The organism is Telluria sp. ZT3P25, assembly GCF_059685895.1.
Window position 1 is genome coordinate 615875 of sequence record NZ_JCASIJ010000001.1, and the last position, 14994, is coordinate 630868.

Sequence of the window (14994 nt, forward strand, 5' to 3'; positions counted from 1 at the left end):
GACCACGTTTACATTACGTATACACCGGGGGCCAAGCTTTATACCCGGTTTTTACGCCTGAATCGCTAACCTGCTCGTGTTCCATGCGGCGCTATCGTGCGCCGCATGGGTTCCAACACAACCACGAGCAGACACCATGAACGCATCGATTCAAGCGCGGCGCGCCGCCCTGGCGGCAGCCGCCATGCTGGCCATCAGTGGCGCGGCCCAGGCCCAGGCTACCGACACCGTCGCGCTGGCCGAACCTTCCGCAGCCGCATCCCCCGTCACCTTCAACGCCGCCATCACGTCGGATTACCGCTACCGCGGCATTTCACAGACGCGCCTGCAACCGGCGCTGCAGGGCGGTCTTGATTACGTCCACGCCACTGGCTGGTATGTCGGCGCGTGGGCATCGACCGTCAAGTTCGCCAAGGACGCCGGGGGCGACGGCGACGTCGAGATCGATCTGTACGCCGGCAAGCGCGGCGAGATCGCGGTCGGCCTGTCCTCGGGTCTGACGTATGACGTCGGCGTGCTGCGCTACCTGTATCCGGACAATGGCCTGGGCCAGGTCGCCGGCTTCGTCAATGCCAATACCACCGAGGCGTATGCGCAACTGGGTTACGGCCCGGCCTACATCAAGTATTCGCACGCCATCACCAACCTGTTCGGCTTCGTCGACAGCGAGGGGAGCGGCTACCTCGACATCGGCGCCAATCTCGACGCCGGCCATGGCGTCACGGTGCTGCTGCACGCCGGCCGCCAGCGTGTGGACCACAACCCGGCAGCCGATTACACCGACTGGAAGATCGGCGCCTCGCGCAGCTTCGCGCTGGCCACGGTGGCCGTCGCGTATGTCGGCACCAATGCCGACAAGAGCGCGTACGCCTCGCCGAAAAATGGCAAGTTCACCGGCCGCGACACGCTGCAGCTGACCCTGAGCCGCACGTTCTAAACCGCGCCACCAGAATAACAACCACGCTGAAAGCGAACGTCCATGGATCTCATCTATATCGGCGCGCTCCTCGTCTTCGTCCGCCTGACTTGCCTGCTGGTGAGCGGTTGCGGACTTCTCGGAGCCAAGCAATGAATCTCTCTTATGCGATCGGCGGCCTGGCCGCCTGCGCGCTCCTGGTCTATCTCCTGATCGCCCTGTTCAAACCGGAGGACATGTGATGGCCACCAATGAACTGATGACGCAGTTCCTGCCGCTGCTGGCGCTGTTTCTCGTCGTGCTGCTGGCGCTGGCCTGGCCGCTGGGCGCACTGCTGGCGCGCATCGGCGCCGCCGACATCCAACCGGGCGCCGTGCCTGGCCTGGGCTGGGTCGGCGGCATCGAACGCGCGCTGCTGCGCGCTGCGGGTCCCGCCGCCGGCACTGCACAGACCTGGAAAGCCTATGCGCTGGCGCTGATCGCCTTCAATGCCGTCGGCGTGGTGTTTGTCTACGGCCTGCAGCGCCTGCAGGGCTGGCTTCCACTCAATCCCGAAGGCATGGCGGGTGTGAGCCCCGATTCGAGCTTCAACACCGCCGTCAGCTTCGTTGCCAACACCAACTGGCAAGGCTACAGCGGCGAGCAGACGATGAGCATCCTGACCCAGATGGTCGGCCTGGCCGGCCAGAACTTCTTTTCGGCCGCCACCGGCATCGCCGTCGCGTTCGCGCTGATCCGCGGCTTTGCGGCCCGTTCGGCCGGCGCGATCGGCAATTTCTGGGTCGACGTTACGCGCTCGACGCTGTACGTGCTGCTGCCGCTGTCCGTGATCCTTGCCGTGTTTCTGGCGGGGCAGGGCGTGGTACAGAGCCTGTCCCCGCACGCCGAAGCGCAGATGATCGAGCCGGTCACCTACACGCAGCCGGCCAGCGATGGCCAGGCGGCAGTCGAGACGCGCGCCGAGACGCAGGTCATTCCGATGGGCCCCGTCGCGTCGCAGGAAGCCATCAAGATGCTGGGCACGAACGGCGGTGGCTACTTCAACGCCAACTCGGCGCATCCGTTTGAAAACCCGACCGCGCTGTCGAACTTCGCGCAGATGATCGCCATCTTCCTGATCCCGGCCGCGCTGTGCTTCGCCTTCGGCCGCATGGTGGGCGACACCCGCCAGGGTTGGGCCGTGCTGGGCACGATGACGCTGATCTTCGTGATCGCGGCCATCGGCGCCTTCGCCGCCGAGCAGCAAGCCAATCCGCTGCTCACGCCACTGGGCATCGACCAGGCGGCAAGCAGCCTGCAGTCGGGCGGCAATATGGAAGGCAAGGAGACCCGCTTCGGCATCGCCGCATCGAGCCTGTTCGCGGTGGTGACCACGGCCGCATCGTGCGGCGCAGTCAACGCCATGCACGATTCGTTCACGCCACTGGGCGGCATGGTGCCGATGGTGATGATGCAGTTCGGTGAAGTGATCTTCGGCGGTGTGGGCTCGGGCCTGTACGGCATGCTGGTGTTCGCGATCCTGACGGTGTTCATCGCCGGCCTGATGATCGGCCGCACGCCGGAATACCTGGGCAAGAAGATCGGCGCGTTCGAGATGAAGATGGTCGCCGTCGTCATTCTGGTCACGCCATGCCTGGTCCTGCTGGGCACCGCACTGGCCGTCACCACGGGCCTTGGCGCGGCCGGCGTGGCCAATCCGGGCGCGCACGGCTTCTCCGAAATCCTGTATGCGCTGACGTCCGCCGCCAACAACAATGGCAGCGCGTTTGCGGGCTTGTCGGCCAATACGCCGTTCTATAACACGCTGCTTGCCGTGGCCATGTGGTTTGGCCGCTTCGCCGTGATCGTGCCGGTGCTGGCCATTGCCGGATCCCTGGCCGGTCGCCAGCGCCTGCCCGCCACACCCGGCACCTTGCCCACCCATGGCCTGATGTTCGTCGCCATGCTGGCCGCGATCGTCGTGCTGGTCGGTGTCCTCAACTACGTCCCGGCCCTGGCGCTCGGTCCCGTGGTCGAACACCTGCAATTGTTCGGAGAATGACAATGGATCAATCAATGATCAACGCAACTGAAGCAACCCCGGTCCAGGCACCGCGCAAGTCGCTGAACCTGTTCGACGGCGCGCTGGTCTGGCCCGCGATGCTCGACGCATGCAAGAAGCTGCATCCACGCACGCAACTGCGCAGCCCCGTGATGTTCGTCGTCTACGTCGGCAGCATCATCACCACGCTGCTGTGGTTTCAGGCGCTGGCAGGGCATGGCGAAACAAGCGCCGGCTTCATCCTGGCCACCGCCGTCTGGCTGTGGTTCACGGTGCTGTTTGCGAACTTCGCCGAGGCACTGGCCGAAGGCCGCAGCAAGGCGCAGGCGGCATCGCTGCGCAACCTGCGCCAGACCGTGACGGCAAAGAAGCTCGAGGCGCCCAAGCATGGCGAGCCATGGCAGGCCTGCCCGTCGGGCGATCTGCGCAAGGGCATGTTCTTCCTGGTCGAAGCGGGCGACGTGATTCCCGTGGACGGTGAAGTGGTCGACGGCGTGGCCTCGGTTGACGAAAGCGCCATCACCGGCGAATCGGCGCCCGTGATCCGCGAATCGGGCGGCGACTTCGGCTCGGTCACCGGCGGCACCCGCGTGCTGTCGGACTGGCTGGTGGTGCAGGTGAGCGCCAATCCCGGCGAGACGTTCCTGGACCGGATGATCGGTATGGTCGAAGGCGCGTCGCGCAAAAAGACGCCGAACGAGATCGCGCTGACCATCCTGCTCGTGGCGCTGACGATCGTGTTTCTGGTCGTGACGGTGACGCTGCTGCCGTTCTCGCTGTTTGCGGTGCAGGCGTCCGGCAGCGGTTCGCCGGTGACGCTCACTGCGCTGGTCGCGCTGCTGGTGTGCCTGATCCCGACGACGATCGGTGGCCTGCTGTCGGCCATCGGCGTGGCCGGCATGAGCCGCATGTTGCAGGCCAACGTGATCGCCACGTCGGGCCGCGCGGTGGAGGCGGCTGGCGACGTCGACGTGCTCCTGCTCGACAAGACGGGCACCATCACGTTCGGTAACCGCCAGGCCGCCGCGTTCCTGCCGGCGCCCGGCGTGACCGAAGAAGAGCTGGCCGATGTGGCGCAACTGGCTTCGCTGGCCGACGAAACGCCGGAAGGCCGCAGCATCGTGGTACTGGCCAAGAACCGCTTCAATCTGCGCGAGCGGGCGATGGAATCGCTCGGCGCGGTGTTCGTGCCGTTCACGGCCCAGACGCGCATGAGTGGTGTGGACTTGGGTCAGCGGCAGTTACGCAAGGGCGCCGCCTCGGCGCTGCGCCGTCATATGGAATCGCTCGGCGCGGTCTGGCCCGGCGACGTGGAACGCAGCGTCGATGAAGCGTCGCGCCGTGGCAGCACGCCGCTGGTAGTGGCCGACGGCAGCCGCGTGATGGGCGTGGTCGAACTCAAGGACGTCGTCAAGGGCGGCATCCGCGAGCGCTTCGCCGAACTGCGCCGCATGGGCGTCAAGACCGTGATGGTCACCGGCGACAACAAGCTCACGGCGGCAGCGATTGCGGCCGAAGCCGGGGTCGACGACTTCATCGCCGAAGCGACGCCGGAAGAAAAGCTTGCGCTGATCCGCACCTATCAGAGCGAAGGCAAGCTGGTGGCGATGACGGGCGACGGCACCAACGATGCGCCGGCACTGGCCCAGGCCGACGTCGCCGTGGCGATGAACTCGGGCACGCAGGCGGCCAAGGAGGCCGGCAATATGGTCGACCTGGATTCCAATCCGACCAAGCTGCTCGAGATCGTCGAAATCGGCAAACAGATGCTGATGACGCGCGGCGCGCTGACGACGTTCTCGATCTCGAACGACATCGCCAAGTACTTCGCGATCGTGCCTGCCATGTTCGTCGCCACCTATCCCGAGCTGAAGGCGCTGGACGTGATGGGGCTGACCAGTCCATCGTCGGCCATCATGTCGGCGGTGATCTTCAATGCCCTGATCATCGTGGTCCTGATCCCGCTAGCGCTGCGCGGCGTGCGCTATCGCGCCATCGGTGCGGCGGCCCTGCTGCGCCGGAACATGCTGATCTACGGCCTCGGCGGCCTGCTGCTGCCGTTCGCCGGCATCAAGCTGATCGACATGGCGCTCACTGCGCTCAATCTGACCTAGGAGTTTTCATGCAATCGATTCTTCGCCCCGCACTCGTGCTGTTCGCGGTGCTCACGCTGATCTGCGGCGTGCTCTATCCACTGGCCGTGACCGGGATCGCCCAGGCGGCGTTCCCCGTCCAGGCCAATGGCAGCCTGGTGGAACGGGATGGCAAGACGGTCGGCTCGGCGCTGATCGGCCAGTCGTTCACTGCGCCGGGCTACTTCTGGGGCCGGCCATCGGCCACCGGCCCGATGGCCAATAACGGCGGCGGCTCCGGCGGCTCGAACCAGGGCCCGCTCAACCCGGCTCTGCAGGAAGCGGTCAAGGGCCGCGTCGCTGCGCTGCGCGCACTCGACCCGTCCAATACGGCGCCGGTGCCAGTCGACCTGGTGACGGCGTCGGCCAGCGGTCTCGATCCCGAGATCAGCGTGGCGGGCGCGCAGTACCAGGCAGCGCGGGTGGCGCGTGCGCGCGCCATGCCGGTCGAACGGGTCGGCGCCCTGATCGAACGGCACACCGAGCTGCCGCTGCCTGGCTTGCCAGGTGCGCCGCGCGTGAACGTGCTGGCGCTGAACCTGGCGCTGGACCAGGCAGCCGGCGTGGCCAGCAGCCGCGAAAGCGGGCATACTCGTTAGACCATGCCCCACGACCACCAGCGACCCGACCCCGACGCACTGCTTGCGCAACTGCGCGAGCAGGACCGGCGCGCCGCGCGCGGCCGCCTGCGCATCTATTTTGGTGCCTCGGCCGGCGTGGGCAAGACCTACGCCATGCTGCAAGAGGCGCGCAAGCTGCAGCGCGAGGGCGCCGCGCCGCTGGTAGGCGTCATCGAAACGCACGGGCGCACCGAGACGGCGCGCCTGCTCGACGGGCTCGAACTGCTGCCACGGCGGCGTATCGACTACCGCGGCAAGACGCTCGATGAATTCGATCTCGACGCCGCGCTGGCGCGTGCGCCCGGCGTCATCCTGGTCGATGAACTGGCGCATTCGAACGCGCCCGGTTCGCGCCATCCCAAACGCTGGCAGGACGTCGAAGAATTGCTGGCGGCGGGCATCGACGTGCTCACCACCGTCAATGTGCAGCACCTGGAAAGCCTGAACGACGTGGTGGGCGGCATCGCCGGCATTCGCGTGGCCGAGACGGTGCCCGATCGCGTGTTCGACAGCGCCGACGAAATCGTGATGGTCGACCTGACGGCCGATGCGCTGCTGGCGCGCCTGAAAGAGGGCAAGGTGTATCAGCCGCAGCAGGCCGAGCGCGCTGCCGGTAACTTCTTTAAAAAGGGCAACCTGATCGCGCTGCGCGAACTGGCGCTACGCCGCACGGCCGACCGCGTCGAAGGCGATGTGCGCGCCTGGCGCGAAGCGCAATCGATCGACGCGATCTGGAAGACTGGTGCCGGCCTGCTGGTGTGCCTCGGGCCGGGAACGCATGCCGAACACGTCATACGCAGCAGCGCGCGCATGGCCTCGCAACTGGGCACGGCCTGGCATGCGGTGTATGTCGAAACGGCGCGCCTGGGCAAGCTGCCCGAGGCTGTGCGGGCGCGCATCATGGACACGCTTAAGCTTGCGCACAGCCTGGGCGCGACCACGGCCGTGCTGTCGGGTGAAGACATCGCGGCCAGCACGCTGGATTACGCGCGCGACCATAACCTGTCGCGTATCGCGCTGGGCCGGGATAGTTCGCGCTGGCCGTGGCGCCGGCGCACGGCGCGCCGCCTCGCGCGGCTTGCGCCGGGCGTGGACCTGATCGAGATCGGGCAGCCGGCGGTGCCGCCTGCTGCTGTCAGCGGCGCCACGGCGGCTGCGGCTGCAGCAGTGGAGTCGCGCCAGTCGCTGCTGCCGCACGCGTGGGCTGCGGGTGCCAGCCTGCTCACGGTGCTGGTGGCCACGCCGCTGCAGCCATGGCTCGATCTGGCCAATATCGTCATGCTGTTCCTGCTGGTGGTGCTGCTCGTGGCCATGCGCTTCGGGCGCGCGCCATCGGTCACCGCCACCTGCATCGGCGTGGCCAGTTTCGATTTCTTCTTCGTACCGCCGCGTTTCGATTTCGCGGTCAGCGACGTGCAGTATCTCGTCACGTTTTCCGTGATGCTGGCCGTGGGCCTGATTACCGGACACCTGACGGCCGGCCTGCGTTTCCAGGCGCGCGTGGCGGCGCAGCGCGAGCGGCGCGTGCGCGCGCTGTACGAATTTGCGCGCGAGTTGTCGGGCGCGCTGGCGGCGTCGCAGGTGTTCGAGTCGAGCCGCGCCGTGATCCAGAATGCCTTCGGCGCGCGTGCCACGTTGCTGGTGCCCGATGCCGGCGAGCGGCTCGGCATGCCGCCCGCGGAGGATGGCGCCGCGACCGGGCCGGCGCCCGGCAACGTCGATCTGGGTATCGCGCAGTGGGCGTACGACCACGCGCAGCCGGCCGGTCTGGGCACGGACACGCTGCCGGCATGCCCGTTGTTCTATCTGCCGCTGGTGGCACCGATGCGCACGCGCGGCGTGCTGGCGATCGAGCCGGAAGGCGGGCGCTGGGTCCTGATTCCCGAGCAGCGGCGCCAGCTCGACGCACTGGCAGCGCTGGCCGCGATCGCGCTCGAACGGGTGCATTACGTCGAGGTGGCGCAGGCTGCATTGGTGAACATGGAATCGGAGCGGCTGCGCAATTCGCTGCTGGCGGCGCTGTCGCACGATCTGCGCACGCCGCTCACGGCGCTGGTGGGCTTGTCCGAATCGCTGCTGCGCGGTGAGCCGGCGTTGCCCGATACATCGCAGGCCCTGGCCCAGGCGCTTTACGACGAAGCGGTGCGCATGGGGACATTGGTGACGAACCTGCTGGACATGGCGCGCATCGAAAGCGGGGAAGTGCGCTTCAACCTGGAATGGCAGGCGCTCGAAGAAGTCATCGGCAGTGCACTGCGCGCCTGCGGCGCGGCGCTGCGCCAGCACACGGTGACGGTGCGTCTGCCGCCCGACATGCCGCTGGTGCGCTTCGACGCCGTGCTGATCGAACGCGTGCTGTGCAACCTCGTTGAAAATGCCGCAAAATACACGCCGGCCGGCTCGCGCATCGAGATCTCCGCGCTGGCGCGCGGGGCCTGGATCGACGTCACGGTGAGCGACGACGGTCCGGGCCTGCGCGCCGGCAGCGAAGAAGCGATCTTCGAAAAATTCACGCGCGGCGAGCGCGAATCGGCGCTGCCCGGCGTGGGCCTGGGCCTGGCGATCTGCCGCGCAATTGTCGGCGCACACGGTGGCGCAATCCGCGCCTGCACATCAACCCTGGGCGGCGCCGGCTTCGTGTTCTCGCTGCCAGCCGGCAGCCCCCCTGAACTGGACTTGCTGTCGATGGAGACAAACGATGCTTGACGCGCCATGCGCACTGCTGGTCGAGGACGAGCCACAGATCCGCCGCTTCGTGCGCGCCGCCCTCGAACAGGAAGGCTGGCAGGTGCACGAATCGGTGAGCATGGCGCGCGGCCTGATCGACGCCGGCACCCGCCGCCCCGACCTGATCGTGCTCGACCTGGGCCTGCCGGACGGCGACGGCATCGACTTCATCCACGACGTGCACAAATGGTCGGTGGTGCCCATCATCGTGCTGTCGGCCCGCGTGGCCGAGGGCGAAAAAATCCGCGCCCTTGACGCCGGCGCCGACGACTACCTGACCAAACCCTTCGGCACCGGCGAACTGCTCGCTCGGGTGCGCGCCACGCTGCGCCGCCAGCGCCAACCGGCCGCGGGCGGCGACAACAAAACGCACTTCAGCGACGTCTCGGTGGACCTGCAAGACCGTGTGGTCACCCGAAACGGCGAACACGTCCACTTAACGCCTACCGAATACCGCCTGCTCGCCGTCCTGGTCAGCAACGCCGGCCGCGTCATGACTACCCCGCAACTGCTGCGCGCCGTCTGGGGCCCCGGCCACGCCGAAAGCGGCCACTACCTGCGCATCTACATGGGCCACCTTCGCCACAAACTCGAACCCGACCCCGCCCAACCCCGCCACCTCCTCACCGAAACCGGCGTCGGCTACCGCCTCTGGCTGGGCTAATAATCCCCCAAATCAATGTTAAATAAATTAGGGTCAGAGTAGAATTAAAAAGCAATTTTCAAAGTTGCCAGTTAATTCGACTCTGACCCTAATTATTTTGCAATACTTTCCCAAAATCTAAATTAGGGTCAGAGTCGAATTGTTTGACAACATTCGGTAATTGCCCAACAAATCGACTCTGACCCTCATTAATTCTGTCTTTTGGCCAGCAATTTTCCTGCGTTGTGGAATTCGATAGCAGAAAGAACGATCCCCGAATCATTTAAATACACCGCGAATTCGATTCGATGAATCCAGGAATCAAACTATCAAAAAATGGCGATCAATTGCTCAATAATTCGACTCTGACCCTAATTAATTTGCAAGAGTTTCTGTAAAAATAAATTAGGGTCAGAGTCGAATTGTTTGACAACTTTGGGTAATTGCCCAATAAATCTACACTGACCCTAATTGTTGGGGAGGCCTTGGCCGCCGATGGGTTCGGTTTCGAAGCGTTCGCCGAAGCCGGCGATCATGGGGCGGGCTTGTTTGATGGCGGCTTGGACTGACGGGAGGGTCAGGGAGGCCTTGTGGTTGTCCTGCGTGTCCCAGGTCTCGGTGATCCAGATGGCGTCGGCGTCCTGCTTGTCTTTGGCGATGATGTAGGCCAGGCAGCCGGGCATGGCGGTGGTGCCTTCCAGCAGGATGGCGATGAGGGCGTCGCGTTGGCCTAGGGTGGCGCGCATTTTTCCGATCAGACCGTACATGCGGGGTGTCTCTTTCATCGTGGTGGTGGTGACGGGGGGTGCGGCGGCGCGGGTTTGGGTCAGCGGCAGTGCTGCCAGTGTCCCCAGCACCGTGCGGCGGGATACGGTCATGCCTGTCCTCGCGTGAATTGTTCCTGGAGAAGTATAGGTGTGCCCCCTGGCGTCGCCAAGCACAAACGGGCGTCTTGGCGCATTCGATGCAGGTCGGGTTAAGATGGCTTTTCCATCATCCTGTCACGAAAGCCTCGATGCGACTTCATCCTCTTGCCCTGGCCGTCAGCGCCTGCATTTTCTCCGTCTCCCAGGCTGCGCATGCGCAGCAGCCGGCCGCCGTGTCCGAAACCGCACTGCGTGCCCACCTGTCCTTCCTTGCCGACGATCTGCTCGAAGGCCGCGGCACCGGTCAGCGCGGCGGTGATCTGGCCGTGCGCTATCTCGAAACCCAGGCTGCGCTGATTGGCCTCAAGCCCATCCCCGGCGGCGGCTATCGCCAGAAGGTCGAGATCGAGGGCTCCAAACTCCTCAGTGGCAGCGCCACCTTCACCGCCGGCGGCAAGACCTTCAAGCCGGAGCTGGGCAAGGGCATCGTCATGGGCACCAAGAGCGGCAATCAGAACCTGTCGTTCGATGCGCCTCTCGTCTTTGTCGGCTACGGCGCCGCAGCACCCGAAGAAAAATGGGACGACTACAAGGGTCTCGACGCCAAGGGCAAGATCCTCGTCATGATGGTCGACGATCCCCAGCCCACCGCCGAAGAGCCCAACCGCTTTGCCGGCAAGGCCTATACCTGGTATGGCCGCTGGGTCTACAAATTCGAGGAAGCTGCGCGCCGTGGCGCGGCCGGCGTGCTGTTGATCCACACGACGCCATCGAGCTCGTATCCGTGGAGTGTGCCGGCCAATGGCTTTGGCAACGAGCGCTTCGGCCTCAAGGGCCCCGGCAATCCAATGGAAGGCTGGTTGCACGAAGACACGGCGCGCGAGCTGTTCGCCGCCGGTGGCCATGACCTCGACAAGCTGCGCGCGCAGGCCGAGCGCCGTGATTTTCGCCCGGTCGACCTGAAGGTTGCAGGGCATGTCGAATTGCGCTCGGCGATCCGGCCGGTCGAGCAGTTCAACGTGATCGGCATCGTGCCCGGCACCGACGCCAAGCTGAAAGAGCAGGCCGTCGTCTATTCGTCGCACTGGGATCACATGGGCATGGCCGAACTGAAGGCCGGCGACGATCCGAAGGCCGACCGCATCTACAACGGCGCGATCGATAATGCATCGGGCACCGCGGCGCTGCTGGTGATGGCGGCCGAAGCGGTCAAGAAGCCGGCCAGGCGCACCCAGATCTTCTTATGGCCCGCCGCTGAAGAACAGGGCTTGCTGGGCGCGGCGGCGTATGTCGCCAACCCGGTCTGGCCGCTGGCGCAAACGGCCGCCGACCTCAATCTCGACAGCCTGAACTTCGTGGGCCGCACCCGCGATATCGGTGTCGCCGGCGCGGAGCGCAGCAGCCTGCTCGAGACCTCGAGCCAGGTGGCGAAATCGATGGGCCTGAAGATTGCACCAAGCTCGCCGGACATGTCGGGCGCCTACTTCCGCGCCGACCACTTTGCGTTTGCCAAGGCGGGCGTGCCGGCGTTTAACGTCGGCTCGGCCGTGTTCTCGGGCGACGGTCACTTCGAGTTCGAGCAGCACCAGGACGCATCGAGCACCAACATCAAGGGCTTCAAGGACCACTACCACCAGGTCAGCGATGCCTACCGGCCGGAGTGGGATCTGTCGGGCATGGTGCAGCAGGCCCAGTTCACGCTCAACCTGGGTTACGCGGTCGCGAACGCACCTGGCATGCCGACCTGGAAGAAGGGCGAAGCGTTCGGCAGCGTCAAGCGCAAGTAGATTCCGTCGCCAGCACTCACACGGCAGCGGCGGCGCTACTCGCCGCTGTCAGGATGCGATCCAGGTTGGCCATGTCGACCGGTTTGACCAGATGGTGGTCGAACCCCGCCTGGCTGCTGGCATCGCGGTCCTGCGACTGGCCATAGCCAGTGACAGCGACCAGCAACGCGTGCGCTGTCGCCGGGGCCGCGCGCAGGCGGCGCGCCAGTTCGTGGCCATCCATGCCGGGCAGGCCGATGTCGAGCAGGCAGGCATCGGGCACGAACTGCGCGGCGCGCATCAAGGCATCGAACGGATCGTGTTCGACGGCCACCTCATGCCCGGCAGCGCTGACGTACATCGCCAGTACCTGCGCCGCGTCGACATTGTCGTCCACCACCAGCACCTTGAGCTGATGCGCCACAGTGGCCGCGGGCGCGTCGGCATCGCTGTTGCCTGCCCGTTGATCCGCGCTGCGCGGCAGCGTCACGATGAAGCTGCTGCCCTGGCCCTGACCGGCGCTCTCTACCCGCACGCTGCCGCCATGCAGCTGCACCAGGCTGCGCACCAGCGCGAGCCCGATGCCAAGGCCGCCCTGCGTGCGGTCCGGCGTGCGCTCGCCCTGCACGAACATGTCGAATGCGCGGTCCAGCTCTTCGGGCAGCATGCCGATGCCGTTGTCGGTCACCACGATGCGCAGCCGCGACGGGTCCAGTTCGAGCGCGACCCGCAGCTTGCCGCCGGCGGGTGTGAACTTGACCGCGTTGTGCAGCAGGTTGCCCACCACCTGCACCAGGCGCTTGCGGTCGCCCATCACCCAGGCCGGCGCCGTCAGCAGCGACGATTCCAGCGTGTGGCCCTTCTGGCGCAGCGGCTCCTGCACCTGTTCCAGCGCTTCGGTCAGCACGTCGTTGACATCGATGCGGGTTTTCGCCAGCGTCACCAGGCCGCGCGTGACGCGCGAGACGTCCAGCAAATCGTCCACCAGGCCGGCCATGTGCCGCGCCTGGCGCGCGATGATGCCACTGATCTGGCGCGTGCGCGCCGGGTCGAGTGTGTCGTGGCCCAGCAACTGCGCGCCGGACGCAATCGGCGCCAGCGGATTGCGCAGTTCATGCGCGAGCATCGCCAGGAATTCGTTCTTGCGCTGGTCGGCCTGGCGCAGCGCTTCTTCGGCATTGACCCGGTCGGTCACGTCCTGGATGGTACCGCGCAGCGCCGACACGTTCCCGTCGCTGTCCTGCACTGCTTCGCAATGCAAATCGATCCAGATCCGGTGGCCGTGGGCGTGCAGTACCTGCAGTTGCAGCCTGCCGCTGCCGCCGGTGCGTTGCAGCTCGCGGATCAGGGCATTGGCGCGTTGCCACGATTCTTCGGGCAGCACCGCGCCGCGCTGTTCGTCGAATGGCGGCAGCTCGCGCCCGTAGATGTGCGGTACCGACTCGGACGTGATCAGGGCGCCACCCGGCAGTTGCATGTGCCAGGTACCGAAGCGCGCCATGCGGTGCGCGTCGCGCAGTTCGGCTTCCTTGATGGCCAGCGCCTGCGCGCGTTCACCGAGGAGGTTCGATGCGGCGCCGATGGCTTCGGCCACTTCGGCCGCTTCCTTGACGTGCACCTGCGTGAAGCGGGGCGGCGTCTCGCCTTTGCCCAGCGCCACAGCCGGTTCGGTCAGGGCCTGGACCGAACGCGCGAGACGCCCGCCGATCTGCCAGGCGAGCCACAGGCCGATGGCAAACAGCAGCAGCACGCCGGTCAGCAGTGCGGCCAGTGGCTCGAACAGCACCTGGTTCAGGCTCGCGCGTGGTATGCCGATCGCCACGTGCCAGCCGGTGGTTTCGGAGCCCGAGTAGAAGGTGAGCTGGGCGGTGCCTTCCTGCGATACGGAGCGCACGATGCCTTCGCGCTTGCGCTCGATGGCATGGAACAACGGAGCGGTCACGCGGTTGCCGACGAAGCGTTCGGGACTCAGGTTGCGCGCGAAGATGGTGCCACCGGCGTCGACGACCGACGCGCGCGCGCCTTCCGACACCGATTTGGGCGTGAGCATATCGTCGAAGTAGTCGGGCCGCACGCCGATGCTCAGCACGTACGCCACGCTGCCATCGATCACCACCGGCACGTCGACGCTGACGATGGGCTGGCCGACGACCTTGCCGATGAACACGCGCGAGATGGCCGGCCGGCCGCTGGCGAACACCTGTTCCAGCGAGTCGGACGTTTCGACCGGAAGCCGTTCGCCGTAGGCTACGGCGGTATTCAGAATCTGCTGACCGCTGCGCTCGCGCAGCACGGCGGTCATGCCGTCGCCGGACAGTTGCAGTGCTGCCCGCGCCTGGCGGTGCACGCGCGCGAAATCACGTTCCTGGAGCGCGTCGAGCGTCGACAGGGTCTGGCCGACGACCTGCGCCTGCAGCAGCTTGCTGTCGACCGTGTGCACGAGCGCGCGCACGGTCTGCATCGTGTTGCGCTCGAACTGGGCGCGGCTTTTCTGGTACTGATGGACGAACAGGAGCGATGCGCCGACCACGCCCGGCAACAGCGTCACCAGGACGAGCCAGAGCAAATAAGCCCGCAGCGGTCTGCGGGGGATGGTCGACGATATGCCAGTCACATTGCTTTCCAGAACGTTCAGTCCGGCGAATTCTACGCCACAAACCGCTGGCGCACACATTCCTTCAGTCAGGCTGGCGGCAGGAGGTGTGGGTCAGCGCCGGTTACGGGTAAACAGGGTCCTGTAATAAATTGCTGTCGCGTGCCAGCGGCCATTGGGCGTACAGGCATATTCGGGCAATTCACCAACCCGCTCGTAGCCACTTTGCTGCACCAGTTGCTCGGCAGCGGAACCGACCGCAGCATCCAGAAACAACAAGCCGCGGCGCAACGAAAGGGCTTCGATCTCGAGGGCCTGCATGAGCGCCATCCCGATGCCGCTGCGGCGAGCAGTGCAGTGTACGAGCAATTGTTGCACTTCGGCGCGGTTGTGGCCATTCGGCTTGGTACATAGTTCCAGTTGGATACTGCCGAGCAGCACACCTTCACGCTCCGCTGCCAATAGTACGCGTCGCCCCAGACCCACTTCTTCCGCGACGCCTTGCCAATAGGCGTCGAGTTGATCCTGGTCAAGGCCGTTGACGAATCCCAGTGAGTGGCCATCGGCGACGGCATCGAGCAGCAGCGTGCCCAGGGACGGCATGGATTGGGCGATGGTGCGTGGATCGAGTCTGCGGATGATCATAAAACTCCCGGAACTGATGGTGAATGGATGTCCTTTTAGCTCAAG

At 65.7% G+C, this 14994-nt stretch carries 11 protein-coding genes; 8 read left to right on the plus strand and 3 right to left on the minus strand.

Annotated elements, in window-relative coordinates:
* The first annotated feature begins 136 nt into the window (after positions 1–136).
* The 7 genes from AC56LY_RS02720 to kdpE all read left to right on the plus strand — a co-directional run bounded on the left by AC56LY_RS02720 (position 137) and on the right by kdpE (position 9100).
* The gene (locus AC56LY_RS02720; RefSeq protein ID WP_499576371.1) at positions 137–937 is read left to right on the plus strand and encodes a TorF family putative porin; all 801 of its coding nucleotides are present in this window, start codon (positions 137–139) and stop codon (positions 935–937) included.
* Positions 938–1068: 131 nt separating this feature from the next.
* Positions 1069–1158: a potassium-transporting ATPase subunit F gene (locus AC56LY_RS02725; RefSeq protein WP_183549701.1), complete on the plus strand. Its 90-nt coding sequence runs from the start codon at positions 1069–1071 to the stop codon at positions 1156–1158.
* Positions 1158–2957, plus strand: a complete 1800-nt coding sequence (gene kdpA, locus AC56LY_RS02730) for a potassium-transporting ATPase subunit KdpA (RefSeq protein WP_499576373.1) — start codon at positions 1158–1160, stop codon at positions 2955–2957. Before AC56LY_RS02725 ends, kdpA begins: the two co-directional genes overlap by 1 nt.
* 14 nt (positions 2958–2971) lie before the next feature.
* Positions 2972–5071: a potassium-transporting ATPase subunit KdpB gene (gene kdpB / locus AC56LY_RS02735; protein ID WP_499576375.1), complete on the plus strand. Its 2100-nt coding sequence runs from the start codon at positions 2972–2974 to the stop codon at positions 5069–5071.
* 8 nt (positions 5072–5079) lie between these two features.
* A complete protein-coding gene (gene kdpC, locus AC56LY_RS02740) occupies positions 5080–5688 on the plus strand; it encodes a potassium-transporting ATPase subunit KdpC (protein ID WP_499576377.1) in 609 nt (202 codons plus the stop codon).
* Positions 5689–5691: 3 nt separating this feature from the next.
* Positions 5692–8415 carry a two-component system sensor histidine kinase KdpD gene (gene kdpD / locus AC56LY_RS02745; protein ID WP_499576378.1) on the plus strand — a complete coding sequence of 908 codons (2724 nt, stop codon included), beginning with the start codon at positions 5692–5694 and terminating at the stop codon, positions 8413–8415.
* Positions 8408–9100: a two-component system response regulator KdpE gene (gene kdpE / locus AC56LY_RS02750; RefSeq protein WP_499576380.1), complete on the plus strand. Its 693-nt coding sequence runs from the start codon at positions 8408–8410 to the stop codon at positions 9098–9100. The genes kdpD and kdpE overlap by 8 nt, the downstream gene beginning before the upstream one ends.
* Positions 9101–9546: 446 nt before the next feature.
* Here kdpE and AC56LY_RS02755 read toward each other — a convergent pair whose 3' ends face one another.
* Positions 9547–9957, minus strand: coding sequence for a putative quinol monooxygenase (locus AC56LY_RS02755; RefSeq protein ID WP_499576382.1), 411 nt, complete (start codon positions 9955–9957; stop codon positions 9547–9549).
* A gap of 137 nt (positions 9958–10094) precedes the next feature.
* On the opposite strand from AC56LY_RS02755, the gene AC56LY_RS02760 reads away from it, so the two are divergent.
* The gene (locus tag AC56LY_RS02760) at positions 10095–11732 is read left to right on the plus strand and encodes a M28 family peptidase (protein WP_499576383.1); all 1638 of its coding nucleotides are present in this window, start codon (positions 10095–10097) and stop codon (positions 11730–11732) included.
* Positions 11733–11748: 16 nt separating this feature from the next.
* Here AC56LY_RS02760 and AC56LY_RS02765 read toward each other — a convergent pair whose 3' ends face one another.
* The gene (locus tag AC56LY_RS02765) at positions 11749–14277 is read right to left on the minus strand and encodes a hybrid sensor histidine kinase/response regulator (protein WP_499576384.1); all 2529 of its coding nucleotides are present in this window, start codon (positions 14275–14277) and stop codon (positions 11749–11751) included.
* Between the two features lie 141 nt (positions 14278–14418).
* Positions 14419–14949 (minus strand): GNAT family N-acetyltransferase, encoded by a 531-nt coding sequence (locus tag AC56LY_RS02770; protein ID WP_499576387.1) that lies wholly within the window; start codon positions 14947–14949, stop codon positions 14419–14421.
* Positions 14950–14994: the final 45 nt, after the last annotated feature.